Source organism: Neptuniibacter sp. 2_MG-2023 (genome assembly GCF_030547495.1).
Classification (GTDB): Bacteria; Pseudomonadota; Gammaproteobacteria; order Pseudomonadales; family Balneatricaceae; genus Neptuniibacter.
Map to the genome: position 1 here is coordinate 155,126 of NZ_JAUOQC010000007.1, position 24,422 is coordinate 179,547.

Sequence of the window (24,422 nt, forward strand, 5' to 3'; positions counted from 1 at the left end):
GTATGGGTCACCACTGAGATCAAAGGATTTAACATGCCTGTAATTACCCTACCTGACGGTAGCAAACGAGAGTTTGCTAATCCGGTTACTGTTTTCGAAGTTGCTGCTGATATTGGTGCAGGTTTAGCGAAAGCTGCCCTTGCTGGTAAAGTGAATGGTCAGCCAGTTGATACTTCTTTTACCATTGCAGATGATGCAGACCTCGCGATTATAACTTCCCGTGATGAGGAAGGTTTAGAAGTGATTCGTCACTCTTGCGCACATCTGATGGCAATGGCAGTTCAAGCACTTTTTCCAGGTGTTCAGGTAACCATCGGGCCTGTTATTGAAGATGGTTTCTATTACGATTTTGCTTACGAACGCCCGTTTACGCCAGAAGATCTAGAAAAGATCGAAAAGAAAATGGCTGAGCTAACAAAGCAGAATCTACCGGTTACCCGTTCAATTATGAGTCGTGATGAAGCGACTAAAATGTTTGATGAGATGGGTGAGAAGTACAAAGTAGAGCTGCTACAGGCTGTTCCGGATGCTGAAGATCTTTCATTCTACTCTCAAGGTGATTTTATTGATCTTTGTCGTGGCCCACACGTGCCATCTACGGGTCATATTAAAGCATTCAAATTGATGAAGGTTGCCGGTGCATACTGGCGTGGCGACTCCAATAATGAAATGCTACAGCGCATTTACGGTACTGCTTGGGGTGATAAAAAAGCACTTAAAGCGTACTTGCACCGCTTAGAAGAAGCTGAAAAACGTGATCACCGTAAGCTGGGTAAACAGCTTAATATGTTCCATCTGCAAGAAGAAGCACCGGGCATGGTGTTTTGGCATCCAAATGGTTGGACGCTTTATCAGCAGATCGAACAGTACATGCGCACTAAGCAGCGCCAGCATGGTTATAACGAGATTAAAACACCACAAGTTGTTGAACGCTCCTTGTGGGAGAAATCAGGTCACTGGGATAAGTTCTCAGAAGAGATGTTTACAACACACTCTGAAAACCACGATTTTGCAATTAAGCCAATGAACTGCCCTTGTCATGTTCAAGTGTTTAACCAAGGGTTGCGCTCGTACCGAGATCTACCTTTACGTTTGGCTGAGTTTGGCTGTTGTCACCGTAATGAGCCATCAGGTGCCTTACACGGTATCATGCGTGTGCGTGGCTTTGTGCAAGATGATGCACATATTTTTTGTGCTGAAGACTCGATTCAAGAAGAAGTTGCACGGTTTATCGAATTTCTTGATGAAGTATATGATGATTTTGGTTTTACCGAAGTTATATACAAACTGTCTACACGCCCAGAACAGCGTGTAGGTTCAGACGAAGTTTGGGATAAAGCCGAGAAGGCTCTGGCAGATGCATTAGATGCTGCTGGCCTTGAATGGGGTGAACTTCCAGGCGAAGGTGCCTTTTATGGCCCTAAAATTGAATTTTCTTTGAAAGATTGTCTTGGTCGTGTTTGGCAGTGTGGTACTATTCAAGTAGATTTCTCAATGCCGGGTCGTTTAGGTGCTCAATTTGTAAATGAGCAGGGCGAACGTGAGACTCCAGTCATGCTCCATCGAGCAATTTTGGGCTCTTTTGAAAGATTTATTGGTATTCTGATCGAGAACTTTGCCGGTGCATTACCGACATGGTTATCGCCTGTACAGGCAGTTGTGATGAATATTACGGACAAACAAGCAGAATATTGTGAAAAAGTTGTCCAAAATCTTGAAAATAACGGATTCAGGGCCGAGTCGGACTTGAGAAATGAGAAGATCGGCTTTAAAATTCGCGAGCGTACTTTACAGAAGGTTCCTTATCTTCTTGTAATAGGCGACAAAGAAGTTGAGGCAGGTACCGTTGCGGTACGTACGAGAACAGGTGTAGACCTTGGTTCCATGTCTCAAGATGAATTTATAAACCTTCTTGGTAGCGATGTCGCCAAGAAAGGTCGTCAGGATTAATTAGACTAAATAATAGTCAGGAGATACAGCTATCAGGCGTGATAATAAAAGGGGCGCTCGCAGAGAGGAGCCCATGATCAATGAGAACCTGCTTAAAGTAACTAAAGAATGCAGGTTGATTGGTCCAGACGGAACGCAGATAGGCGTCGTACCGATTAAAGACGCTATTGAGGCATCTCAAGAAGCGGGTCTTGATCTGGTGAAGATTTCTGAAGCGGATCCTATCGTCTGTAAGGTGATGGATTATGGCAAACATTTATATGAGCTGAAAAAGCAAAAAAATGAAGCCAAGAAGAAACAGCACCAGGTTCAGATTAAAGAAGTAAAATTCCGTCCAAATACGGAAGAGGGTGATTATCAGGTAAAACTACGCAACCTGGTACGTTTCCTTGAAGCAGGAGATAAAGCCAAGATAACACTACGTTATCGTGGCCGTGAGATGGCTCATCAGGAACTGGGCATGCAGTTGCTCCAACGAATCGAAAAAGATTTGGAAGAGACAACCGTAGTTGAACAGCGTCCTAAGATGGAAGGCCGTCAATTGGTCATGGTCTTAGCTCCGAAGAAGAAAAAGTAACTCGTTACTTTCCTTAACCCGTGACTAACTCGTTAAAAAGTTAGCTGCGGGTTTTGTCGTTTGTTCTGAGTGAAAAAAAATTAACGAATGCGTGGAGATTTTAGTAATGCCTAAAATGAAATCTAATAGTGGTGCGGCTAAGCGTTTTAAGAAAACCGCTAACGGCTTCAAGCACAAGCAATCCTTCACTAGTCACATTCTGACTAAAAAATCGACTAAGCGTAAGCGTCAGCTACGCCCGATGATGCAGATTCATGCTGCTGATAAGGCTCTAGTTCGTCGTATGTTGCCTTATATTTAAACGATTTTTTTAGTTAATAGAATTTAGAAAGGAAGGAAAGTTATGGCTCGCGTTAAACGTGGTGTTGTTGCCCGTCGTCGTCACAAAAAAATCCTGAAAAAAGCAAAAGGTTATTACGGTGCTCGTAGCCGTGTATTCCGCGTTGCTAAACAGGCTGTTATTAAAGCTGGTCAGTATGCATACCGTGACCGTCGCCAGAGAAAACGTCAGTTCCGCGCATTGTGGATTGCACGTATCAATGCTGGTGCACGTATCAATGGTTTGTCTTACAGCCGTTTCATTGCTGGTCTGAAAAAGGCTAACATAGAAATCGACCGTAAGGTTCTAGCTGATCTAGCTGTTCACGAAGCTGGCGCATTTGCTGCGATCGTTGAGAAAGCGAAAGCTTCTCTAGCGTAAGTAAGCACCCAGTGTCGTGTGAACGACTCGATTTAAATAGGGGAAGGGTGCAAGCTCTTCCCCTATTTTTTCGGTTTTTTTGCACAGATTTATAGATGAAATTTGCGCAAAGAAACTGATTTTATGTAGAGACCTACTTTTCTCATATAGATAAAGGTGATGGTCTTTTTCTCCTGATTATTGGAGCCGGATAATGGAAAACATTCAAAGCCTGTTGGCAGCAGGTACTGAAGCTGTTGCTAAGGCAACGACTACGCAAGCGTTGGACGATGTACGAGTTCAGTACTTAGGTAAAAAAGGTGAGCTGACAGCCCTGCTAAAAGGGTTGGGTAAGCTGTCTGCTGAAGAGCGTCCACAGGCGGGTGCCAAAATCAATGAAGCTAAACAGGCACTGCAAGATAAGATTAACGAGCGTAAAGCCTCGTTAGAATCTGCGGCATTGGAAGCTAAACTAGCAGACGAAACCATTGATGTTACCTTGCCCGGTCGTGGTCAGGAACTGGGTGGTTTACACCCTGTAACTAAAACAATGGAACGTATAGAAGCGTTCTTTGCTGGCATTGGTTACAGCGTTGAAGAGGGGCCTGAGATTGAAGATGATTATCACAATTTCGAAGCCCTAAATATACCGTCGCACCATCCTGCGCGGGCGATGCATGATACGTTCTATTTTAATGCCAATACCTTATTGCGTACACATACTTCAGGTGTGCAAGTACGTACTATGGAAACACAGCAGCCACCTCTACGTATTATCTGTCCAGGCCGAGTTTATCGTTGTGATTATGACCAAACCCATTCACCTATGTTCCATCAGGTTGAAGGTTTGATTGTAGATAAAAACATTAGTTTTGCTGATCTAAAAGGCACATTAGAACAGTTTTTACGTGAATTCTTTGAAGAAGATGTACGTGTACGTTTCCGTCCATCCTATTTCCCATTTACAGAACCTTCTATCGAAGTGGATATTGATCGTGGAGATGGTAAATGGTTGGAAGTTCTTGGTTGCGGCATGGTGCATCCAAAAGTATTTGAAGCATCGGGTATCGACCCTGAAGAATACACTGGCTTTGCTTTCGGCATGGGTGTGGAACGTTTGGCAATGCTACGTTATGGCGTAAATGACCTGCGTTTGTTCTTTGAAAACGACCTGCGTTTCTTAGGTCAGTTTAACTGATCAATAAACGTTTAGTGGTTATTAACAGGATTTTCGGGAAAGCAAAATGAAATTCAGTGAAAAGTGGTTACGTGAACTGGTAAACCCTGCAATTGATACGCAGGGTCTTGTTGATCAGGTCACAATGGCAGGTCTTGAAGTAGACGAAGTAGAAGCGGCAGCTAAAGATTTTAGTGGTGTTGTTGTCGGTGAGATTCTAACAGCTGAACAGCATCCTAATGCTGATAAGCTGCAGGTTTGTACTGTATCAAGTGGTAGCGAAGAGTTCCAAGTTGTATGTGGTGCACCTAATGCACGTGCAGGCTTAAAAACAGCCTTTGCGACAGTGGGGGCTGTACTCCCAACGCCTGATGGTAAAACTTTTAAGATTAAGAAAGCTAAACTACGCCAAGTTGAATCTTTCGGTATGTTATGTGCGGATGATGAGCTAGGTATTTCTGAAGACCATGGCGGTATTATGGAGCTACCGGCTGATGCGCCTGTAGGTACCTGTATCCGTGATTACTTAGGTCTTGATGACAATATTATTGATGTTGACCTTACGCCTAACCGAGGGGACTGTTTAAGTATTACGGGTCTTGCACGTGAAGTGGGTGTGCTTAATAAAGCGCCGGTTACCTTTATAGACGCACCTGAGGTTGCTGCAACCATTGATGACCAATTTACGGTTGGTTTAAAAGACAGTGCTGATTGCCCGCGTTATGTTAGCCGTGTGATTCGTAATATTAATCCACAGGCCGAAACGCCATTGTGGATGAAACAGAAGCTTGAACGTTCAGGTGTGCGTAGTATCGACCCAGTCGTTGATGTCACTAACTTCATTCTTTTGGAATTAGGTCAGCCGATGCATGCGTTTGACTTAGATAAGTTAGAAGGCGGCATTGTTGTTCGTCGTGCAGAGCAGGGTGAAAAGCTTGTGCTGCTTGATGGGCAAGAGGTTGAGCTTAATGCTGATACGCTGACTATCTCTGATGCTAAAGGGCCTGTTGCTATGGCCGGCATTATGGGTGGCGAGCCGACTAGCGTAACGGCAGAGACTAAAAATATTTTTCTAGAAAGCGCCTTTTTTAACCCAATTACTATTGCGGGTCGTGCGCGTTCTTATGGTTTGCATACAGATTCATCTCACCGTTTTGAACGGGGTGTAGATTGGCAGCTACAAGCTAAAGCGATCAACCGTGCTACCGCTTTATTGATTGAGATTGTTGGTGGTGAAGCAGGTCCAGTTATTGAAACTGTTGACCAAGATGAACTGCCATCAGCTCGTCAAGTTACTCTGCGTCAAAGCAAAGTGAATAGTATGTTGGCGTTTGAGATGCCATCTACTGAGATCGAAGAGATTTTGACACGCTTAGGTTTAGGTATTGAGAAAACATCGACAGAAGGCGAATGGAGCGTATCTGTACCTTCTTATCGTTTTGATATCGCTATCGAAGTTGATCTTATTGAAGAATTAGCCCGTGTTTATGGTTACAACAACCTACCCGTACGCACGCCAATGGCTTCTATGCCGATCAAAGCGAATGATGAAACCATAGTAACGATTCACAATGTGCGCCGTGCTCTGACCGCCTTAGGCTATCAAGAAGCGATTACCTACAGTTTTATTGAAGCGGGCTTGCAGCAAAAGTTTGATGATCAATACGAAGCGATTGCGCTAGCTAACCCAATTTCCGCTGAGATGGCTGTAATGCGTACAAGCATTTGGCCCGGTCTTGTTAAAGCCGTTCAATACAATCAGAACCGTCAACAAAACCGTGTACGTATGTTTGAAAGTGGACAGCGTTTTCTACCGACTTCGGGTGATGAAATTATCCAAGAAAATGTAATCGCGGGTGTTATTACTGGCCCACGAGATCCTGAAGGCTGGAACGCAGGTAAAGATGCTGTTGATTTCTTCGATATTAAAGGTGACTTGGAGAGCTTGCTAGCTCTTGGTGGTGCTGCGGATGAATTCAGTTTTGTTGCTGATCGTCATATAGCTTTGCATCCAGGTCAGACTGCACGTATTGAACGTAATGGTGATGGGATAGGCTTTATCGGTGCTTTGCATCCAAATCTTATAAAAGAACTGGGTTTGAATGGCACAGTTTATTTGTTTGAGATTAATCAGGCAGCATTATGCCAAGGTAAATTGCCACGTTACGCGGAAATTTCTAAGTTTCCGGAGTCTCGTCGTGACTTAGCCTTAATTGTTGATGAGTCTGTAGCATTTGAATCAATTCGTCAGATTACAGAGAAACATGCGGGTGAATTTATTAAAGAAGTCACTCTTTTCGATGTTTATCAGGGCCAAGGTATTGAAACAGGACGAAAAAGTCTTGCTGTGGGCTTGACGTGGCAGCATCCTTCGCGCACTCTTAATGACGAAGAAATAAACAGCGCAATTGACGCAGTTGTTTCAGCACTAGCTTCTAAGTTGAGTGCCACATTGCGAGAGTAAGCAGCGAAAGGTGATTTATCATGAGTTCGTTAACAAAAGCTGAAATGGCGGAACGCCTAAATGAAGAGCTTGGGTTAAATAAACGCGAAGCCAAAGAGATGGTGGAGTCGTTTTTTGATGAAATCCGTGCATGTCTGGCTGATAACGAGCAGGTGAAATTGTCCGGCTTCGGTAACTTTGATCTACGCGATAAGCGTCAAAGACCAGGCCGCAATCCCAAAACGGGGGAAGAGGTACCTATAGCGGCTCGCCGCGTAGTGACTTTCCGACCTGGTCAAAAACTGAAGGATCGTGTCGAAACTTATGCTGGAGACGGAGCAGAGTAACGACCCTAACCCTATTCCGGGTAAGCGTTATTTTACTATTGGTGAAGTGGCTAAACTTTGTGATCTCAAAGCGCATGTACTGCGCTATTGGGAGAAAGAGTTTAGCCAAATATCGCCTGTAAAACGTAATAATCGTCGTTATTATCAACGGCAGGATGTTTTGTTAATTCGCCAAATTAAAAGCTTATTACACGATCAAGGTTATACCTTGAGCGGTGCTAAACAGTATCTATCTGGCGAGAATAACGAAGATGATCAAAATCAATATAAACAATTGCTAAGGCAAACAATTACTGAACTGGAAGCAATCCTAGCTTCGTCTAAGCGTAACTAGTTACACTTTATTGGTTACGCCTTTAGTTCTATCTATTCAGATCTATTAAAACAACCGTTTTACATACATAGTTTCAATACCCTCCCTCTTTGGCACTGTTTCTTTCTTAGACTATTGGTTTAGATCTCGCTGTTCAGTTACTATTATGTGACAAAAATAATAACGACGAGATATGGATATGGCTATTGTTAGAGTCGGGTTAGGTCACGCGACTGATGCAGCAACTGCTGCGAACCAAGCAATGGAGAAAACACCGAAACCAGATCTAGTAATCTGTTTTGTTAGTTTCTCATTAGACATTCATCAAGCGTATGAAAATATAAGATCAATCGTAGGTGAGAATGCCCCAATTATTGGTGGTAGTGCTTGGGGAGAGTTTTCCAGTTTAATGGATGAACCCCAAACAGGTACGGTTGTTATTCTTACCCTGCAAAGCTCCTACTTCAGCGTTGGTTTAGGCATAGGTGAAAACTTAACAGCTCAGCCAGAACAGGCCGCTAAAGATGCTATTCGCAATGCCTATTCTAATTTATTATCAAACCCTGCAGTTATGTCCCTTATGGCGATTGCGCTAGATAGTAAAGGGGCGAATGAAGTCTCCCGTATTAAGCCTTGTATCAATATGGTGTTACCGGATGGTACATCGGCACAAGAGGAAGCGTTTTTACGTAGCCTTATTATTGAAACCGGAACTGTATCGCAAATTATCGGGGGATCGACTGCTACTGATTTCTCTGACAGCAAAAGTTATCAGATCTGTAATGGGATTTATCAAGATGCTGCCGCCATTGCTAGTTTTAGTAGTGGGTTAAAAATTGGTACAGCGATGGGGCATCCTTACACGCCTGCCAGTAAAGGTGCTGTAGTTACAAAGTCTTCTGGTCGTAGAGTAATAAGCCTCAACGGTAAACCAGCAAAAGAAGTGCTTGAAAAGTTGCTAGAAAGTGACGCCCTCACGCCTGAGCTCTTTATACAAAATCCCTTTGGGATTAAGTCGTCCGATGTGTTTGCAGAATACACGATTAAAAGTGCGCAACAGGTACATGAAGATGGCAGTGTAAGTTTTTATGCGGAGATCCCTAAAGGGGCTTTTCTTCGGGAGATGAAAACCGATGCGGAAACCGCTAAGCAGCGATTTAAAGAAACCTTGGAAAAAGCGATTATTGATGCGGGTAGCCCTAAAAAAATCGCTGCTGTAATCGTCTTTAACTGTATCCTGCGCCACGAACTTAAATGCCGTCTAAAAGTCGATGACCTCAGTTTGCTGCAAGAGGTCTGTGGAGAAGAGGTGCCTTTAATTGGATTTAATACATTTGGCGAGCAGGGCTCAACACAAGGTGGCTCCATTGGTCACTATAATCAAACCGCTACTGTAATGGTGATAGCGGAAGAGGTTATTACACAATAAATTCTTAAAAATTCTTCACAGATTCAGGCGGTTAAGTTAATATACCGCCCTCTTGAAGAGCGCTCGCTCTCAAGTTCTTAGTCGGGATGTAGCGCAGCTTGGTAGCGCACTTGCATGGGGTGCAAGGGGTCGGAGGTTCAAATCCTCTCATCCCGACCAAATAATCTTCTATATTTTATTAAATTAGATTGTCTTAAATTGACTCAGCCTTTTCGTTTTTTACTTTTGTGCTCGATGTTGCGCTTTAGGTCATAACTTTTTTATTGTTAATTGGCGCCCCTTAGAATTTCAATCGTTCAGTGATCTACTCTGCCGTTGTTAAGGTCCTTACCTTCAATCGAAACGATTAAAGTAGATAAGATACCGCTTTATCTGGGGTTTTATTATTACCTGTGTGTAAAAGATGTTTTTATGGAAAGGCTATTATCTCTCTAGAGAAATTAAAATAAACTCCTAGAACGGATGCTAAGAACTTTGCTGCGCTTCTGCTATGAATTTTTAAGTTATAGCCCTGCAATATGGCCGTTACCTTTGAGAGCGGCCACACCTACCAGTTATCTATGAATCTTGTGTCACGTTGCAGCGTTTCAAGTTACTTAGCCTCGATGATGTATCCTGCTTCACAATATAGCGAAGAAAATTAATGAATGATCATAAACGAAAGATCCCTACCAATATCATCACTGGATTTTTGGGTGTCGGTAAAACTACAGCAATAAATGCAATGTTAGCTAGTAAACCTGAAAGTGAATCCTGGGCTATTTTAGTTAATGAATTTGGTCAGGTCGGGATAGATCAGGAAATGTTGCCTGACGATGATGGCGTTTATGTAAAAGAGGTTGCTGGTGGATGTATGTGTTGTTCTATGGGAGCTTCATTGTCAAAAACGCTCTCAGTGCTCATTGAGCATGCTAGTCCTGACCGTCTAATTATTGAACCTACAGGTCTAGGGCATCCGGAAGGTATTATGGATACCCTTATGAATCGTTCTTTTAAAGATATCCTGGATGTACGGGCGACAGTGTGTTTGCTGGATCCGCGTCTACTTGATCAAGAAGAGGTAATAAGTAATAAAACTTTCCAGGATCAGCTGAGCATGTCGGATATTGTTCTCATCAATAAATGTGATCTTGCTGCTGAAGAATTTATAGAAATAGCTGAAACAAGTCTCAACAATATGTTCCCTCCAAAACAACATGTTGGTAGAACGACTCGGGGACTGATTGATCTTAAGCTGCTTGATGTAGTACGAGAGGGTAAGTTTTGTAATCAATTGCCCGGTTCCCATGGGCATGCCCCTCATCATCACCATAATCATTCCGATCCAGACGTATGGCCAGAACCGAGAAGTCCTATCAAAAAAATAGGTAATGGGAGTGGTTTTTACAGTTGTGGTTGGATTTTTCATCGGAGTGATTGCTTCGACTATTGGAAGTTGGAAGGGGTACTTAATGGTATTCGGGGCATTAATCGAATTAAGGGCGTAATCCGAATTAGTAGTGATTGGGTTTTGTTCAATAGGGTTCAGGACGAATCTGATTTTGATAAGGTCGCTTACCGCCGCGATTCTCGAGTCGAAATTATTAGCCCGTTTGAGCTAGATTGGGAAAAGATTGAACGTGAAATGTTGGCTTGTTTAATAGATGCGTAGATAGATCTATTCCCTGTAATAACAGAACAGGAAGTGCGCCCTAGGGTAGATTTGATCTGCTGATTGGCTGATTGATAGTCACTATCTGAAATAAAACTGTTATTGGCTTTTTGTGTGCAGCTTTTTAAGTCAATTTAGCAATCTGTATATTAAAAAATATACGGTGTCTGCGTATTTGAGTGGACAGGCCGTCAAGAAGTGCAAAGGTTGTGTAAAGGTATGCTAAGTCGAGTTTTTTGTTAATTTTTCCGCGTAGTATGGTTATTAACTTAATTGGTTTAGATAGGTAACGCGATGAAATTAACTATCCTATTACCCCTTGTTATGAGTTTGATTGTGCTGCCAACGACGGGTGCCGCTCAAGGAAAAGACTCACAGTATAAAGATGCACACTATAAAGAGACTAAATCTATAGAAGGTCAAAATAAAAAGAATCAGAATAAACAATCTAAGGGCAAGGAAACGAAAAAGAGCCCGGGTCATCATAAGAGTGCTCCGGTTAAAGTTGTATCGCACAAGACAATTGTATATCGCCAGCATAGCGTTCCGCAGCGGAAGGTTTATAAAACCGGTGCGGTTGTTCATAAAGCACCAGCGAAAGGAATATCTGTTAATTTTGGAGGTGTGTCATTTATCTTTAATGACGGATTCTATTATCGCTATGGTCATCAAGGCTATACGGTTGTTCGTCCACCGTCGGGTTTGAAAATTCGTTATCTACCCAATGGACATGAAAAGGTCATAGTAAAAGGGCGCTCCTATTATGCTGTTCAAGGCATTTACTATGTGTTTGATAATGGCTATTACCGTGTAGTTGAAGCACCGAGTGGCACGATTATCCGTAGTACGACTATTTTACCTACCCGGAGTAGCAACTTTCAGTTGGGTAACAGTTATAGCGCTTTGCCCCAAGGCGCAGCGTCGGTCACCATCAATGGACAGCAGTATTTTCAATATAGAGATATTTACTTTTTGCCTCAGCTATCAGGTCAGGGGATTCATTACCTAGCTGTGAGGCTGAATTAGGTAAGGTTTTGGAAAAAGGGCACGTCTAAGATAGGCGTGCCAAACGCCGGATTATTTCTTGGGTTTAATGTTACTTTTCTGCTGCAATAGCAGTAGAGCGATCTCGTAAAAAGGCTAGAATCTGCCAGATCTCATCATCTGTATGGCTTTCTTTAAATGATGCCATGATCGTGCCTGGACGCCCATGTATAACAACGGAATACATATATTCTGGTGTGTTACCGCCGCCGGGCCTATAGGGGCCTGTTACTAAAGATGGGGCGCGAGCACCTTTACCATCGGGGCCGTGGCAAAATAGACAGGTATTACCAAATAGTTGTCTACCAGTGGCGATAGAGTCGGGGTTGCCTATGTGTTTTTCAGCGAGTGCCGCTAGATCCTCTTCGCTTGTGCCTTCTTGTTGTTGGAGGCCTTCTACACCAAACCCCCATGCGGTTGATACTATGCTCATCAGAATCAAAATTGCGAGTTTGGTTTTTAGTCGTTTTTGCATGGAACACCTTTGAAGATAATAGAGGGAGCAGGTGCTCCCTCGTAAAGGTTAAAAATGATTCAGGTGGTTATTTTTTATGGAGTGCAAACACGAAGAGACCGCCGCCCTTAGTGTTATGTTTGAAAAACTCTCCATACACGAGTGGCCATAAGCTACCGCCACCAGGGCCTACAAGTACGGCAACATATTGGGTGTCGCCTACCATGTAGGTGGTAGGGTTGCTGTGGATACCTGTACCTACGTTGTATTCAAATAGGGTTTCGCCAGTATCATCTTTAATGGCGCGGAAGAAACCTTCAGCATCACCGTTAAAAACTAGTCCGCCCGCCGTGGCTAGTACACCGCCTGTTGCTGGTACGTTTTGCGACCGCATCCATTCAAGTTCGCCGGTAGTTGCGTTAAATGCTTTTAGATAACCTGCTCCGGGGTGTAAACGAAGTGTATTGGTGCCTAAGAACCATTGCCCAGGTTTAAACTCTTGTTTTTTGGCTTCTAGATCCATCGACATATCAATGACAGGCACATAAATCATACCGGTACGTTTACTGTAAGCGGCTGGGTGCCACTCTTTACCGCCGCCTAGCGTCGGTGCGATATCGGTTGTGATTTTACCTTCAGTTGGTACTTTGTCTGGATTAACCGTTGGACGGCAGTTGTCATCAAAGCTTTCAACCCAATTGGCCCGCTGCATAGGAACAACCCAGTTACATTTCATCGTTTTGCTGTTGATAGAATATAAGTGGCCGTTACGGTCAGCATGTAGGTAGGTGTCTCTGTTTTTCTTATCTTTGATCAGTATCGCTTCGTTGGTACCGTCATAATCCCAAACGTCATGGGGCGTGTATTGGAAGTGGTTAACAATTTTGCCGTCTTTCGGATCGATTGCGACGGTGGAACCTGTATATAGGTTGTCACCTTTTCGTGAGCTTCCATCAAAGTCTGGGGTAGGGTTACCTACACCATAAAGAATGTAACCTGTTTTTTTATCATAGGTTGGTGGAAGCCATGGCGTACCGCCTGCGGTTTTCCAAGAATCTCCTGCCCATGATTTGGCGATTTTTTCTTTGCCGGTCATTGGGACAGTGTAGGTTTTCCAGATCAGTTCGCCTGTATCAGCATCCAGCGCATACACGGTGCCTGGGTTTGCACCGAGGTCACCACCGGAGTTGCCTATTACGATCATGCCATTAATAACCATTGGCATGGACGTTAGGATCTCACCTGTTTTGTAGTCACCTAGTTTCTTTTCCCAAACCACTTCCCCTGTATTGTTGTCTAAGGCAACCATATGGGTGTCGAGTGTGGCCATATAAACTTTATCTTTGTATACCGCGACACCGCGGTTAACTGAACCACAGCAAAGCTTTGAACCTAGGTCACCAGGCAGTGCGCGTTGATATTTCCAAAGGATGTCGCCTGTTGTTCCGTCAAGGCCAAAGGCTAGGTTCTGGCTGGAGGTAACGTAGAGTCGACCATTGACGGCCATAACTTGGCTGTCTTGTGCGCCAATTACACCAAACGAAAGGTTCCATTTAGGCACTAAATCGCTGACATTTTCTTTGTTTATCTGTGTTAAGGGAGAATACCGTGTTCCTTCGTAGTCTCGACCGTAATGTAGCCAGTTGTTTGGATCTTTATCTGCATTAAGCAGCATATCGTCCGTAACAAAGTTATTAAGATGCTTTCCTTCTAAGACACTGACGCCAAGTGCGTAGGTGTTGATAGATAGGCTTAAGCCTAATAGAGCCGTGCAGACGACTGCACCTGCTATTTTTTTATGCATCATATTTGCTCTCACTTATGTATTTTTAATTTTTATCGTATACGTGCGCGATTATGAGAGAGCATTATTTGTGCCATTAAAAAATAGGATGAATTTGATCTATTTCTATGCTTTTTGCATGTTGGTTGAAACTGTTTGTGTCATTGTGCGACATTATGTTTTATTTGAATTTCAGTTATCGAGTGGTTACCAATTTTATTGAGGATAAGATCGTAGGATTTTATCTCAGAGCGAAACTTTAGTTAGAACTAAAGAACGCAGACGGATTAAATTTGTTCAATATCTTCTTTTCTAAGTTCTGTTTTACCTTATTTATAGGTAGGGAAGCTGGTTGGGGCGGTAGGTGATTTTTTAATACCTGTAGTGGGTTTGCTTTATCTAATTCTTTTTCAGTCAGAGATTGGGTAATAAGCTGCTTTATCGGGGTAATATTATTTGCCAAACGAAGGGTCGCTTTACGTGCTATTTTTGCTGCCAAAGTGTCGTTTGTGAATAGGCCTACCACTAAGTTTGTACCGTGGTAGAGGATACGAGTAGTGCGCATCATCTCTGATTCGTAGTTGGCTAAAAGTGTTTTGCTAGCAATCTCTTCACCATCGGCAACTGCTTGTGCTATTAATTGAGTTAAGGTTGCTTGTCCTTTAAGTCCAAGATTAAAACCGTGAGCTGTGACGGGGTGCATACCTACAGCGGCATCACCGATTAAGGCGAAGCGACGTCCTACAAATTGATTAGCGTGTACAGCGACTAATGGATAGATATGACGTATACCGGTCAGTTTCATCTCCCCAAGTAAGCCAGTTAGCTGGTGTTCTATCGTCTGGTTAAAGTCAGTTTCTTTCATTTCAGCATAGTGCTGTGCTTCACGGCTATTAACAGTAACTACAATGGATGAGCGGTTCCCGTTCATGGGTAGAATTGCGGTTGTACGACCATAATGAAAGCATTCAAATGCAGTTTGCTGGTGTGACTTTTCATGTTCCATTCGGCAGACGATTGCGCTTCTTGAAAAGTCCTTCATGGTTGCAGATAACCCCATTTTACGACGCATCTCAGAAAAACGCGTATCCGCAGCAATAATTAGCTTAGCTTTTAATTTCTTGCCATTGCTGAGAATTGCTGTGCCGTTGTATTCATCTGTTGTCACTGTTTCCACAAGGGTTTCAGTTAAAACGTCTATCTGAGGATGAGATATGAGTTCTGCGTAGTAAGCTTTACGAATCTGGTGGTTGGGGACTAGGTAGCCTAAGGCTTCTAAATCTTGAGTATAGTTATCAAAATTTAAGCTGTAACTTGATTCACCATCAAACACTTTGGCTGCTTTGATAGGTGAGATCGATTCAGCGGGTAGTCTTTGCCATGAGCCACAGGCTTTCATTATCTCTACGGATTGATGGGTGAGTGCTATTTCTCGGCCATCTTCGGGAGGTTCTGCCAGTGTTGTTTCTGATGATCGTTCTACGATAGCGATATTAAGCGGCAGGTCTGCTAAGGAACGAGCAAAACTCAGCCCTGCAGGGCCGGCACCAATTATTAAGACATCGTAGATTTCACTCACAACAACCACCTCTTAGTTGAAAAAAGCTACTTTACTCCGTCATTTAGTTTTAAGCTTGGATGTAAATCAAATAAAACGGCCTCAATCTCGGTTCGAATATTTAGTAAAAGATATAAATTGGAAGGTAGGTATGACAAAGAAACACACCGATGATGCAGTTGAAGAGATTGAACGTATCACTTTAGGTCATTATGAAACGAATGCAGAAGCGTTTTGGCAGGGAACACGTGATCATGATGTTAGTCAAAATATTGAGGCTTTTTTAAAAGCGCTTCCGCAGCGTGAAGGATTAGACCTTTTGGACTTAGGCTGTGGACCCGGTCGCGATCTTCAGTATTTTAAAGGGCTTGGTCATAGAGCAGTTGGTTTAGATGGTAGTCAGACTTTTTGTAAGATGGCGCAGGAGCATAGTGGTTGCGATGTTTTGAATCAAAGTTTTGCTGAGTTGGATTTAGGCGAGCAATGTTTTGATGGTATTTACGCAAATGCTTCCCTGTTTCATGTGCCTAGTCAGTTATTACCGAGTGTTTTAAATGCATGCCATCGAGCGCTTAGAGAGGGTGGTATTTTGTTTAGTTCTAATCCTCGAGGGAATGATGAGGGTTGGAATGGGCAGCGTTATGGCCATTATATGGAGTTTGATGTGAGTCAACGTTTCTGGAGTGACGCTGGGTTTGAGGTGCTACATCATTATTACCGCCCAGAGGGAATGCCGCGCCAACAGCAACCCTGGTTGGCTATAGTGAGTGCAAAGAGAAATTGAGTCGATCTGTTTTTTAATTTGTGGTTTATAATTAAAGCGTTATAAAAGTGTATAGCTCCTAATATAAGGGGTTGTTGAAAACTGAGCGGTGTTGAGATGCGTAAAATTATCATTCTTGATGATGAAAAGATGATGCTCAAAAGCTTGGAGCGTCGTATTAAGTCAGAAAACTTGGACTATGAACCGCACTGTTTTAGTTCGATTAAAGCGGCTTTGGCCGAATTGGAAAAAGGTGATTGTTATGCTTTTATCACCGATGTGAAAATGCCTCTTTTGACTGGTGATCAGGTGGTTAATTACATCAGTCATAAATTTCCAGAGCAACCCTGTATCGTGATCACTGGGCAGGCAGAAAGGCGTGAAATTAAACATATTCTTGATGCTGGGAATGTTAAAGAGGTTATCTGGAAACCGATTGATTTTGAAAAATTGGTGACTGCTTTGGATAGTATTGCGGTGTCGGAGTAACCCCTTCATTTTTATCGGTGTGTAGCTTTTTACCGTATCTACTATTAGGTTGTTTATGTCCCATGTTTTGACGCAGTCCCTCCCGTTAAAAATTGCCGCAGTTGTCTTGGCTGGAGGGCAGGGGAGCCGAATGGGAGATCAAGATAAAGGTTTAGTGATCTACGATGGGAAGCCTATGGTTTGCTGGACATTAGATCGATTAAAGCCTCTGTTAGAAACCGTGCTTATTAGTTGTAACCGTAATTTTGATCAGTATGAGTCTTTTGGCTGTACCTTAGTAAAAGATCAGATCAATGGTTATCAGGGGCCGCTGGCAGGTATTCATGCGGCGATGCGTCAACTGGATGCTTATACCCATTTAATGGTGTTACCTTGTGATACACCTCTATTGGATAAAAACGTTATTGAACGTTTATTACTAGCTACCAAACAGCATCGAGATAAGATTGTGGTGTTAAAAACGGGCGATCAACCGCAGTTTCTTCATGCGGTTATACCTATGAGATTTGGCACTGAATTAACCCATTGGCTTTCCAGCGGTGAGCGAGCGGTCTATAAGTGGTATAAGCAGTTTCCTATCTATTTTGTGGAAATGGATGCAAAGTCCTCTGCATTAAAAAATATTAATACATCACAAGACCTAGCCTAGTTTTTTGATCGGTAGTGATCTGCTCTGAGGCTTTTCTTAGCCGAATACAGAAAGGAGCGGTTACCTCGCTAGATATATGGGCTTAGAGTTATCCCTCCTTTAAAGGTTATCGCCCATGATTTCATCTGACCTTCCTGTCGATGCGCTTCTAAGTATTGTGAAAGGCAATATAAACCTTTGAGGTTTTGATCTGAAGGATGAGCCGGTTGACTTAATCTCTCTGGCATCAAATGGAATTCTGTCTGATCAGAGGTATTAGCTAGGTTGGGTGTACGTTTACCCTTTGAAAATGAAGGTAATTAATAGAAACACGATTAGATCATGGATATGGTTTCTGATATTTTATGGGTAAATACTGAAACCGTTTTTAACGGTTGTAGTGAATATAGTGATTACAATCCAGTTGCATCGAAAACTGATCTACGACATATTGAACCCCTAGTTCAGGATGAATTTCTTCATACTTGTACATGCTCGTTTTTATCGGAGGAAAATGGCAGTGCTATCTAAAGGCTTATCTACGTTCAGCGCATCATTAGGTTTGTGTTCTACCTGCGGTAGAAACGTGCTTGCTCCAACTTTTCTAAAGTGATAAATCTAACATCAGTTTGAGATCAATCGTTTTAATTGATTGTTTTTAATGGGAAGTAGTCATTTTATGTTTCATCAGCTTCAACCTAGAGAGCAAGGTGGTCGAACTGCTTTAGAGAGGTTTGATTGTCAAATAAAGTCAGGTGTCATTGCTTGCCTTGAAATCCTGAACGAGGATGAAGTACAGAAAGTATATTGTGAGTTTCACGATGATGTTGTTGTTCAGCGGATGCTTGATAGCCAAATTACGTATGACTTTATTCAGGTTAAGACCCAAGAAAATATCAGAGATCTCTGGAGCCTCAATAAGCTATTCGGAATCAATACTCAGCAAGGTGGTTCCCTAACCGCAAAGAAACTTCAAGATAGCTATATTGGGAAGTTGCTACAGCATGTCACGAGATTTGGGAATGAATGCCACTCAGTGATTTTTCAAACAAACATAGTTGCTGATAAGAAAGTTGTGGAGCTTATAGAGTGCTTTGAGAAAGGCGAAATACAATATAAGTGGGCTCAGCTGCTGGTAAATACGTACAACGAAGCATTTGCTGAGAGTGGTGAAGAATATTCTGAAGAAGAGATCATTGAACATTTTAATAAGTTGGATTTCCAAGAAGATGTTTCTTACCTGAAATTAGGTAGTAGTACTTATTTTATGGAGGCGAATTCTAGAATCTATGAATTTAGTGAAATAGAGTTGCGGCCTGTAGAAGCAAAGGAAATTATTATTAAGCTAGAAGATCTGGTGTTCAGAAAGTCTAAGAGACCACTCACAAGCTTTTCGTTTGATGAAATTGAAGATAAAACGTCTATTGGAATTGATGACTTATTAAATGTCTTGGCAATCTCACGTGATGCTTATTTAGCTCTAAAAATGGTGGTGATGCGAAGGCAATTCGTAATGCTTCTATCATTCAAAGAACATTGGAAACTGCTGGCCTTTCACAAGAAGCAATAAAATTTTGTTCACAATGCAAAATTGAGTGGGATGTGTGGGTTCGAGAAAGTCGTTTAGATTTTCTCGATACTGAAGGAATTGCGAGCATTGTAGAGTCCGAGCTTAATAAAATTATAGATGTACAGCATAAACTAAAGCTCCAAGACCTGAGAAAATCTGTTGGTCTGGCTGAGGCTGAATTAGTGAAGGAAAAATTACTTTTTGATCTAAACAAGGATCAATTATTAGGTGCTTTTTTTTTCACAAATAGTGAAGTTGAAATCATGAATTTTGAAGGCTTTTTTCAAGAGGTTGAAGAACGAAATAGCGGAATTCACCTCCCAGGTGATACCGAGGACGTTATTCATCTTTTAGATAATGAAACCCTGTTTCAGCTCCCACTAATTAGCTTGATTTTACTTGTCATAGCTTCAGGAAAGAGAAAGCCCATTGCTAGTGAATTAGGACAGTTAGTTGGGGAATCCATTGAGACTGTTTTTGCAGGCTTTAAAGGAAGTGCAAGGCACTTAGGGTGGTCCGCTCTTTTACGTATTAGAACAGTAAAGTCGGTCAGCTTTCTTGAATTAAGTGGATTTGTTGAAATTAGAAACAAAGACAATCGATTAGTAGCGACCAAGAAAGGTCAAAGGCTTCTTAAAAGTGTCCTATCGAAAGACAATGAACTAGCTTGTCATTTATTAGCAGTGAAAGATGCATTTGCAACCGCTCATAAGGATGCTCAATACGAGACTAAACTTATATGAAACTGAAGAGCATTCAAATATTTCCTAAAGGTAGCGAAGGCTGGAGTTCTGGTGAAATTTCTTTCTCTGAACACATTACCCAGTTTTATGGGCCAAATGGTACAGGTAAGTCACCTCTGCTTCAGAGTGTAATTCATTGTTTGGGGCTAAGTACTAGGTTTAGGAAAGATATCAATGAGAATTGTGCTAAAGCAAGGTTGACGCTTGAGTCAAATCTTAAACAGGTATCTTTTGAACGCCCGTATTCTAGAGAATTTTATGTCAAAGTCATTGAGCTAGTAGGTGAGGCGGAATCTGTTCATGAGTTTTATTCAGAAATGCAAATTACTGAATATTTATTTAGATTGCTTGGTTTTGAAAATAGGAATTTGATAACAAACTCGAAGAATAAAACAAGTATTTATCTATCAACGATAATTCCATTTTTTTATGTCGATCAAAATAGTGGTTACACAAGTATATATTCGATAGAAAATAAGTTTGTAAAAGATCAGTTTTCAGAGATGATTAGGTTCTTTTTTAAGTTGCCTGAGAAAAACTCCTTTGACAGGAAAAAATCAAAGCTCAAGGCTGAAAAAGAACTCGAATATTGGAGCAATGTTATTGTTGATAGAAAAGCTGCATTAACAATCGTTAAAGAAAGTGTCTCTGGTGAACTTCGTACAGTCAAAGAGCTTAATGATATAATTGAAAAGCTCTCTTTTGAGCTCGACTTAGTAAAAAATAATGCGATGGATGAATCGGAAGTAGATGAGTCATTCAATTTTTTAATTAGTAATTTATCTAGGCGAGTCAGAGAGATCGACCGAGAGGTCCTTTCAATAGATCAAAAACTGAGTAGTGTTGATGCAATAGTTGCCGAGATTGAGGATGAAATTAGTACTCTAAATCTCAATGAAGAAGCTCGACGAGAGTTTTTGGATTTCGGCGAAATCTGTGCGAAATCTGATCAGGGTTGCGGCTTGTTTTCAAAAGCGAACGAGACATATACACGAAGCTTGTTGTATCTGAGGGATCAAATAAAAGATCTAAAGCGCAACAAGATCTTAAATAGTGAAAGAAGAACCTCCCTGATAGATACAAAATGTACAATTAAAGAGGAACTAGATGGTGTAATCAAAAAAAGGAATGAGGCCATTCAAAAGGCTGATAATAGCTCCTTGATTACATTGCTAAATGAGCTAGAGCGTAAATTGTTTGAGGCTAAATCTGAATTATCTGATGTTCTTAAGATAGAGGAGTATGAGAAGAGGTACATTAGTGCGCTAAATGAACAAGAAGAAACTCAAGTTCGAGTAAATAGTTTTGGAAGAGAGAGCGAAAAGTTAACTGAGTTAGTTAAAATTAGGGTTCTTCTAACTGAGAATTTGGTGAAATGGTTATCAGTGCTCAAAACTCAGAATGTTAGCTTTGACATTGAGTATGTGAATGACTTTGAGCCAGTGTTTGATGGAGAGTCTATCCAGAGTTTATCAGGTAGTACTAAAATCAGAGTATTACTTGCCTATCATGCCGCCTTATTAGAGACAATTCTTTCTAAAAAAGGGAACCGATTGCCGTTCTTAGTCTTCGATACACCCAAGCAGCATGAGATCGACAGCGAGGATTTAGATGCATTCTTTAAAGCGCTGAAGATACTTTGCGAGAAATCTGAGACTCAGGTAGTCTTTTCTACGTCTGAATATCACTATCGTGGTGATCAAGTAGACTTTGAGTATATCCCCCCATATGTGGGTCAAAATCAAAATATGTATTTGAAAGACCCACGGTTCAATTCGTAGAGATCTTACATGAGGCCTCTTAAGTGTAATGATCGAATTAGGCAGCATCGCTGCATATGGTTATGTATATACATATACATTAGTCAGACTTCTGATGCAGAACAAGCTGGTCTTAATCATCTATTGTTTCGGGGTAATATCACGTCAATTATATTTATTTCGCTAAGTACAGTTCCACCTTCAATAGGATTCCTGAGTTATTCTTATCCATGAGAAGTCATCTGTAGCCTAGTAAATACGTAGCCCCTATGTTGTCTGGCCAAGTTGGAACTTAGTTCTAGTACCAACTACATCCGACACTCTTTATTAGTTCTTGTTAATAAATCTACTCGCCTGTTGGTATAGGTCAATTTATATACTAATTTGTTTTGTTATTATTCCATTAAGAAATAATCTAATAGCCCTCAGTGGTCATTCCTTTCTCAATTGAGCGTGAGATTGTGAGTCTCTTTTTTTGTTGCGCGGTGCCTATTAGCTTTAACGTTTATGTATAGGTTTAGCCATTATGGATTTCGATTTTTTAATTGATAGCTTAGGTGAAGATGGCGCAACAGCCTTAGGTGGGCTGATTTTAGGGCTGATGTTTGGTGTGTTTGCCCAGCGAAGCCAGTTCTGTTTACGAGCCGCGGTTGTTGAATTTGTACGTGGAAATATGGGGCCTAAGGTGGCTATTTGGCTGTTAACTTTCTCTGCTGCGGTAGGTGGTACACAGGCACTTATTTTACTAGGCGAGCTGGATATTACTGATTCTAGAATGCTGGCATCTTATGGAAGTTTATCCGGTGCGGTTATAGGCGGGCTCATGTTTGGTGCGGGTATGATTTTAGCGAGAGGCTGCGGAGCACGTTTGCTTGTGCTAGCAGCCACAGGGAACCTTCGTGCTCTGTTTTCAGGCTTATTGTTTGCTGCTATAGCGCAAGCTAGTTTACGTGGTATTTTTGCACCGGCTAGGGATGCTGTTGCCCATTCTGTTTTACTACATGAGGATGGGGGGCTGGAATTATTAGGTTTTCTTGGTTTAGGTGATTATGCCGGCATATATATCAGTATCGCCTGTGCTGTAGTGGCTGTGATCTATGGTATAAAAAATAAACTGACGCCGTGGGCTTGGATTGGTTCTATGGGTGTTGGATCTATGGTCGTGGGCGGCTGGTGGTTTACTTATCATATGTCTTATCAAACATTCGAATCTACACAAGTTGAGAGCATGACGTTTACAGGGCCTTCCGCCGACACCTTGATGTACTTTCTGATGCCAGGTGGTGCGCCAATGGATTTTGATGTTGGATTAGTGCCTGGTGTTTTTATTGGTTCGTTTTTAGCTGCTTTTTTTTCCCGTACGTTAAAGCTTGAGGGGTTTAAAGATGGTAGTAGTATGGTGCGCTACATTATGGGTGCATGCCTAATGGGGATGGGAGGGATGCTGGCTGGTGGCTGTGCCGTGGGTGCAGGATTAACTGGTGGCTCTGCGTTTTCTATTACGGCCTGGATTGCTTTGGCCTCTATGTGGGCCGGGGCAGGTCTGACCGATACCTTTGTTGATCGAAAGCGAGAACTTTCAGTGGTTAGAAGTTAAACTTTTTACCTGAGTCTTTTTCCTCTGCCTTCTCTTTTGCTTTTTCTTCTGCTGCTGTATCTATTTTTTCTGCCAGTTGGCCGACATGTGTGCGGATTTCGTATAATTGTCGATCGAGCGTTTGGTGGTAATTGAGGTTTTGCAACTTGCTAAAGCAGCTACGGTAGTGATGTATGACGACTTCGGGGCCTCTAGATTTCTCCGTTTCCATCGCGTTCATAAGTTCAATATCAACTTCAATACGCGAATAGGTGTGTTTTGCGTCTTTTGTTAAGTTGTCTGCTATTTCATTATTGATTTCGCCTTTGTTTTTTATATCGGCAATGAATTGGGCTAATTCTTTTATAATGCCCATAGCTCTAGCGGCTTCTGTATGGCTTTTAAATATGGTCATGGAGCCTGATGGGTGAGCTACAGGTTCTGGCAAAATAGCTGCTTGAGCTTGAAAAGCTGCTTTTTGCTGTTTATTGCTCTCACTCGGATCTAATTCGACAACCGCTGTCCAGCGAGCTTCTAGGTATTTGCAAAGTAGGGTGCGGATTTCGGTAGACATTAGAATGGGTGGGAAGGCATCAAATAGATGAGATGCCCTGCGAATACCAGACTTTAAACTGATCAAGCGTAGATTACGTTCGCGCTTTTTGTTTTCAATATCCTGTATGACAAAGGCTATACAGGCCATGAGAGCAACGCCACAAAGAATAATAACTGCTATGTAAGTTGGGCTCATGAAAGTGTCCTATTTATAATCACTTTACACTATCGGAAACAACTCTGATTTTATAGGTAAATAATCAAATAAAATACTTGTATTTTGAATGTTAGATCAGTATTATTTGCCCCGCTTTAATGAGCTGATAAAGCTTGCTGCGTCCCATTCGTCTAGAGGTCTAGGACACCGCCCTTTCACGGCGGTAACAGGGGTTCGAACCCCCTATGGGACGCCATTTAAAGCATTGCGGGAATAGCTCAGTGGTAGAGCACAACCTTGCCAAGGTTGGGGTCGCGAGTTCGAACCTCGTTTCCCGCTCCATCTTCTACTATACCGTTTATTTTATCAGCCGGCTTATGCTGGTTTTTTTGTTTTTATCCCTCCGATAACTGTTTATTAAGCTGTCTTCCTTTACTGCATGTCTACCTTATTGGCACTTGAGTGGCCAAAAAATGGTGTGTATTGGGTGTAAAGCTGTCATGAATTTGCCTTGTTGAAAGTTCTTTAATATTACCAATGGGTTAGGGTGAAAACAGCGTTAGGGCTGTTTGCTGTATTTGCAACCCATGGATAGAAAACAAAGTGTTCTTTTTTCTTAAAAATAGGGTTGACCCCTAAGAATCAGTTCTTTAATATACGCGCCTCCTTACAAGGCAACACGTCTTGCAAGGATGTAGCGTCCCATTCGTCTAGAGGTCTAGGACACCGCCCTTTCACGGCGGTAACAGGGGTTCGAACCCCCTATGGGACGCCAT

22 protein-coding genes and 4 tRNA genes are annotated in these 24,422 nt (G+C 42.0%); 22 read left to right on the forward strand and 4 right to left on the reverse strand.

What is annotated here, in order from left to right:
• Positions 1–33: 33 nt before the first annotated feature.
• The 12 genes from thrS to Q4486_RS09050 all read left to right on the forward strand — a co-directional run bounded on the left by thrS (position 34) and on the right by Q4486_RS09050 (position 11,592).
• Positions 34–1,950, forward strand: coding sequence for a threonine--tRNA ligase (thrS, locus tag Q4486_RS08995; RefSeq protein WP_303415569.1), 1,917 nt, complete (start codon positions 34–36; stop codon positions 1,948–1,950).
• A gap of 73 nt (positions 1,951–2,023) precedes the next feature.
• Complete coding sequence (gene infC, locus Q4486_RS09000) at positions 2,024–2,527, forward strand: translation initiation factor IF-3 (RefSeq protein ID WP_303415568.1); 504 nt, start codon at positions 2,024–2,026, stop codon at positions 2,525–2,527.
• 106 nt (positions 2,528–2,633) lie between these two features.
• Entirely contained in the window at positions 2,634–2,828 is a 195-nt protein-coding gene (gene rpmI, locus Q4486_RS09005; RefSeq protein WP_067866314.1) for a 50S ribosomal protein L35, read from the forward strand.
• Between the two features lie 42 nt (positions 2,829–2,870).
• Positions 2,871–3,227 (forward strand): 50S ribosomal protein L20, encoded by a 357-nt coding sequence (gene rplT, locus Q4486_RS09010; protein WP_067866312.1) that lies wholly within the window; start codon positions 2,871–2,873, stop codon positions 3,225–3,227.
• Between the two features lie 193 nt (positions 3,228–3,420).
• Positions 3,421–4,404, forward strand: coding sequence for a phenylalanine--tRNA ligase subunit alpha (pheS, locus tag Q4486_RS09015; protein ID WP_067866310.1), 984 nt, complete (start codon positions 3,421–3,423; stop codon positions 4,402–4,404).
• A 46-nt stretch (positions 4,405–4,450) separates the two neighbouring features.
• On the forward strand, positions 4,451–6,847 hold the full coding sequence (pheT, locus tag Q4486_RS09020; protein ID WP_303519119.1) for a phenylalanine--tRNA ligase subunit beta: 2,397 nt from the start codon (positions 4,451–4,453) through the stop codon (positions 6,845–6,847).
• A 20-nt stretch (positions 6,848–6,867) separates the two neighbouring features.
• Positions 6,868–7,173 (forward strand): integration host factor subunit alpha, encoded by a 306-nt coding sequence (ihfA, locus tag Q4486_RS09025; protein WP_067866305.1) that lies wholly within the window; start codon positions 6,868–6,870, stop codon positions 7,171–7,173.
• Positions 7,151–7,507, forward strand: coding sequence for a MerR family transcriptional regulator (locus Q4486_RS09030; protein WP_067866303.1), 357 nt, complete (start codon positions 7,151–7,153; stop codon positions 7,505–7,507). Before ihfA ends, Q4486_RS09030 begins: the two co-directional genes overlap by 23 nt.
• A 178-nt stretch (positions 7,508–7,685) precedes the next feature.
• Complete coding sequence (locus tag Q4486_RS09035) at positions 7,686–8,915, forward strand: FIST signal transduction protein (RefSeq protein ID WP_303519120.1); 1,230 nt, start codon at positions 7,686–7,688, stop codon at positions 8,913–8,915.
• A gap of 82 nt (positions 8,916–8,997) precedes the next feature.
• Positions 8,998–9,074 (forward strand) — tRNA-Pro (locus tag Q4486_RS09040).
• Between the two features lie 484 nt (positions 9,075–9,558).
• Positions 9,559–10,566, forward strand: a complete 1,008-nt coding sequence (locus Q4486_RS09045) for a GTP-binding protein (RefSeq protein ID WP_303519121.1) — start codon at positions 9,559–9,561, stop codon at positions 10,564–10,566.
• Positions 10,567–10,860: 294 nt separating this feature from the next.
• Positions 10,861–11,592, forward strand: coding sequence for a DUF6515 family protein (locus Q4486_RS09050; protein ID WP_303519122.1), 732 nt, complete (start codon positions 10,861–10,863; stop codon positions 11,590–11,592).
• 70 nt (positions 11,593–11,662) lie between these two features.
• On the opposite strand, the gene Q4486_RS09055 is transcribed toward Q4486_RS09050, so the two are convergent.
• The 3 genes from Q4486_RS09055 to ubiM form a co-directional block, all read right to left on the reverse strand.
• Positions 11,663–12,085, reverse strand: a complete 423-nt coding sequence (locus Q4486_RS09055) for a cytochrome c (RefSeq protein WP_303415563.1) — start codon at positions 12,083–12,085, stop codon at positions 11,663–11,665.
• A gap of 67 nt (positions 12,086–12,152) precedes the next feature.
• On the reverse strand, positions 12,153–13,871 hold the full coding sequence (locus Q4486_RS09060) for a PQQ-dependent dehydrogenase, methanol/ethanol family (RefSeq protein ID WP_303415562.1): 1,719 nt from the start codon (positions 13,869–13,871) through the stop codon (positions 12,153–12,155).
• Positions 13,872–14,106: 235 nt separating this feature from the next.
• Positions 14,107–15,426, reverse strand: a complete 1,320-nt coding sequence (gene ubiM / locus Q4486_RS09065; RefSeq protein ID WP_303519123.1) for a 5-demethoxyubiquinol-8 5-hydroxylase UbiM — start codon at positions 15,424–15,426, stop codon at positions 14,107–14,109.
• Between the two features lie 130 nt (positions 15,427–15,556).
• Between ubiM and Q4486_RS09070 the strand changes: the two genes are divergently transcribed.
• The 7 genes from Q4486_RS09070 to Q4486_RS09100 all read left to right on the forward strand — a co-directional run bounded on the left by Q4486_RS09070 (position 15,557) and on the right by Q4486_RS09100 (position 22,955).
• Positions 15,557–16,189, forward strand: coding sequence for a bifunctional 2-polyprenyl-6-hydroxyphenol methylase/3-demethylubiquinol 3-O-methyltransferase UbiG (locus Q4486_RS09070; protein ID WP_303519124.1), 633 nt, complete (start codon positions 15,557–15,559; stop codon positions 16,187–16,189).
• 96 nt (positions 16,190–16,285) lie between these two features.
• Entirely contained in the window at positions 16,286–16,657 is a 372-nt protein-coding gene (locus Q4486_RS09075) for a response regulator (RefSeq protein WP_303519125.1), read from the forward strand.
• A gap of 55 nt (positions 16,658–16,712) precedes the next feature.
• Positions 16,713–17,306 carry a molybdenum cofactor guanylyltransferase MobA gene (mobA, locus tag Q4486_RS09080; protein WP_303519127.1) on the forward strand — a complete coding sequence of 198 codons (594 nt, stop codon included), beginning with the start codon at positions 16,713–16,715 and terminating at the stop codon, positions 17,304–17,306.
• 658 nt (positions 17,307–17,964) lie between these two features.
• Positions 17,965–18,855 (forward strand): dsDNA nuclease domain-containing protein, encoded by an 891-nt coding sequence (locus Q4486_RS09085; RefSeq protein ID WP_303519129.1) that lies wholly within the window; start codon positions 17,965–17,967, stop codon positions 18,853–18,855.
• A gap of 32 nt (positions 18,856–18,887) precedes the next feature.
• Positions 18,888–19,598 (forward strand): hypothetical protein, encoded by a 711-nt coding sequence (locus Q4486_RS09090; protein WP_303519131.1) that lies wholly within the window; start codon positions 18,888–18,890, stop codon positions 19,596–19,598.
• The gene (locus Q4486_RS09095) at positions 19,595–21,379 is read left to right on the forward strand and encodes a hypothetical protein (protein ID WP_303519133.1); all 1,785 of its coding nucleotides are present in this window, start codon (positions 19,595–19,597) and stop codon (positions 21,377–21,379) included. Before Q4486_RS09090 ends, Q4486_RS09095 begins: the two co-directional genes overlap by 4 nt.
• Positions 21,380–21,884: 505 nt before the next feature.
• Positions 21,885–22,955, forward strand: a complete 1,071-nt coding sequence (locus Q4486_RS09100) for a YeeE/YedE family protein (RefSeq protein ID WP_303519134.1) — start codon at positions 21,885–21,887, stop codon at positions 22,953–22,955.
• Here Q4486_RS09100 and Q4486_RS09105 read toward each other — a convergent pair.
• Positions 22,945–23,685, reverse strand: a complete 741-nt coding sequence (locus tag Q4486_RS09105; RefSeq protein WP_303519135.1) for a hypothetical protein — start codon at positions 23,683–23,685, stop codon at positions 22,945–22,947. The genes Q4486_RS09100 and Q4486_RS09105 overlap by 11 nt on opposite strands.
• Before the next feature lie 141 nt (positions 23,686–23,826).
• On the opposite strand from Q4486_RS09105, the gene Q4486_RS09110 reads away from it, so the two are divergent.
• The 3 genes from Q4486_RS09110 to Q4486_RS09120 all read left to right on the forward strand — a co-directional run bounded on the left by Q4486_RS09110 (position 23,827) and on the right by Q4486_RS09120 (position 24,421).
• Positions 23,827–23,902: transfer RNA gene (locus Q4486_RS09110), tRNA-Glu, on the forward strand.
• Between the two features lie 11 nt (positions 23,903–23,913).
• A tRNA-Gly gene (locus Q4486_RS09115) sits at positions 23,914–23,988 on the forward strand.
• A gap of 357 nt (positions 23,989–24,345) precedes the next feature.
• Positions 24,346–24,421, forward strand: a tRNA-Glu gene (locus tag Q4486_RS09120).
• Position 24,422: the final 1 nt, after the last annotated feature.

Bases quoted from the DNA above. Each gene is read 5' to 3' on its own strand.
- Q4486_RS09070 (WP_303519124.1), top strand. From the start codon at position 15,557: ATGACAAAGAAACACACCGATGATGCAGTTGAAGAGATTGAACGTATC.
- Q4486_RS09050 (WP_303519122.1), top strand. From the start codon at position 10,861: ATGAAATTAACTATCCTATTACCCCTTGTTATGAGTTTGATTGTGCTG.
- mobA (WP_303519127.1), top strand. From the start codon at position 16,713: ATGTCCCATGTTTTGACGCAGTCCCTCCCGTTAAAAATTGCCGCAGTT.
- Q4486_RS09105 (WP_303519135.1), bottom strand. From the start codon at position 23,685: ATGAGCCCAACTTACATAGCAGTTATTATTCTTTGTGGCGTTGCTCTC.
- ihfA (WP_067866305.1), top strand. From the start codon at position 6,868: ATGAGTTCGTTAACAAAAGCTGAAATGGCGGAACGCCTAAATGAAGAG.
- rplT (WP_067866312.1), top strand. From the start codon at position 2,871: ATGGCTCGCGTTAAACGTGGTGTTGTTGCCCGTCGTCGTCACAAAAAA.
- Q4486_RS09085 (WP_303519129.1), top strand. From the start codon at position 17,965: ATGTTTCATCAGCTTCAACCTAGAGAGCAAGGTGGTCGAACTGCTTTA.
- Q4486_RS09075 (WP_303519125.1), top strand. From the start codon at position 16,286: ATGCGTAAAATTATCATTCTTGATGATGAAAAGATGATGCTCAAAAGC.
- Q4486_RS09045 (WP_303519121.1), top strand. From the start codon at position 9,559: ATGAATGATCATAAACGAAAGATCCCTACCAATATCATCACTGGATTT.
- Q4486_RS09035 (WP_303519120.1), top strand. From the start codon at position 7,686: ATGGCTATTGTTAGAGTCGGGTTAGGTCACGCGACTGATGCAGCAACT.
- Q4486_RS09055 (WP_303415563.1), bottom strand. From the start codon at position 12,085: ATGCAAAAACGACTAAAAACCAAACTCGCAATTTTGATTCTGATGAGC.
- pheS (WP_067866310.1), top strand. From the start codon at position 3,421: ATGGAAAACATTCAAAGCCTGTTGGCAGCAGGTACTGAAGCTGTTGCT.
- thrS (WP_303415569.1), top strand. From the start codon at position 34: ATGCCTGTAATTACCCTACCTGACGGTAGCAAACGAGAGTTTGCTAAT.
- Q4486_RS09060 (WP_303415562.1), bottom strand. From the start codon at position 13,871: ATGATGCATAAAAAAATAGCAGGTGCAGTCGTCTGCACGGCTCTATTA.
- rpmI (WP_067866314.1), top strand. From the start codon at position 2,634: ATGCCTAAAATGAAATCTAATAGTGGTGCGGCTAAGCGTTTTAAGAAA.
- Q4486_RS09030 (WP_067866303.1), top strand. From the start codon at position 7,151: ATGCTGGAGACGGAGCAGAGTAACGACCCTAACCCTATTCCGGGTAAG.
- pheT (WP_303519119.1), top strand. From the start codon at position 4,451: ATGAAATTCAGTGAAAAGTGGTTACGTGAACTGGTAAACCCTGCAATT.
- infC (WP_303415568.1), top strand. From the start codon at position 2,024: ATGATCAATGAGAACCTGCTTAAAGTAACTAAAGAATGCAGGTTGATT.
- Q4486_RS09100 (WP_303519134.1), top strand. From the start codon at position 21,885: ATGGATTTCGATTTTTTAATTGATAGCTTAGGTGAAGATGGCGCAACA.
- Q4486_RS09095 (WP_303519133.1), top strand. From the start codon at position 19,595: ATGAAACTGAAGAGCATTCAAATATTTCCTAAAGGTAGCGAAGGCTGG.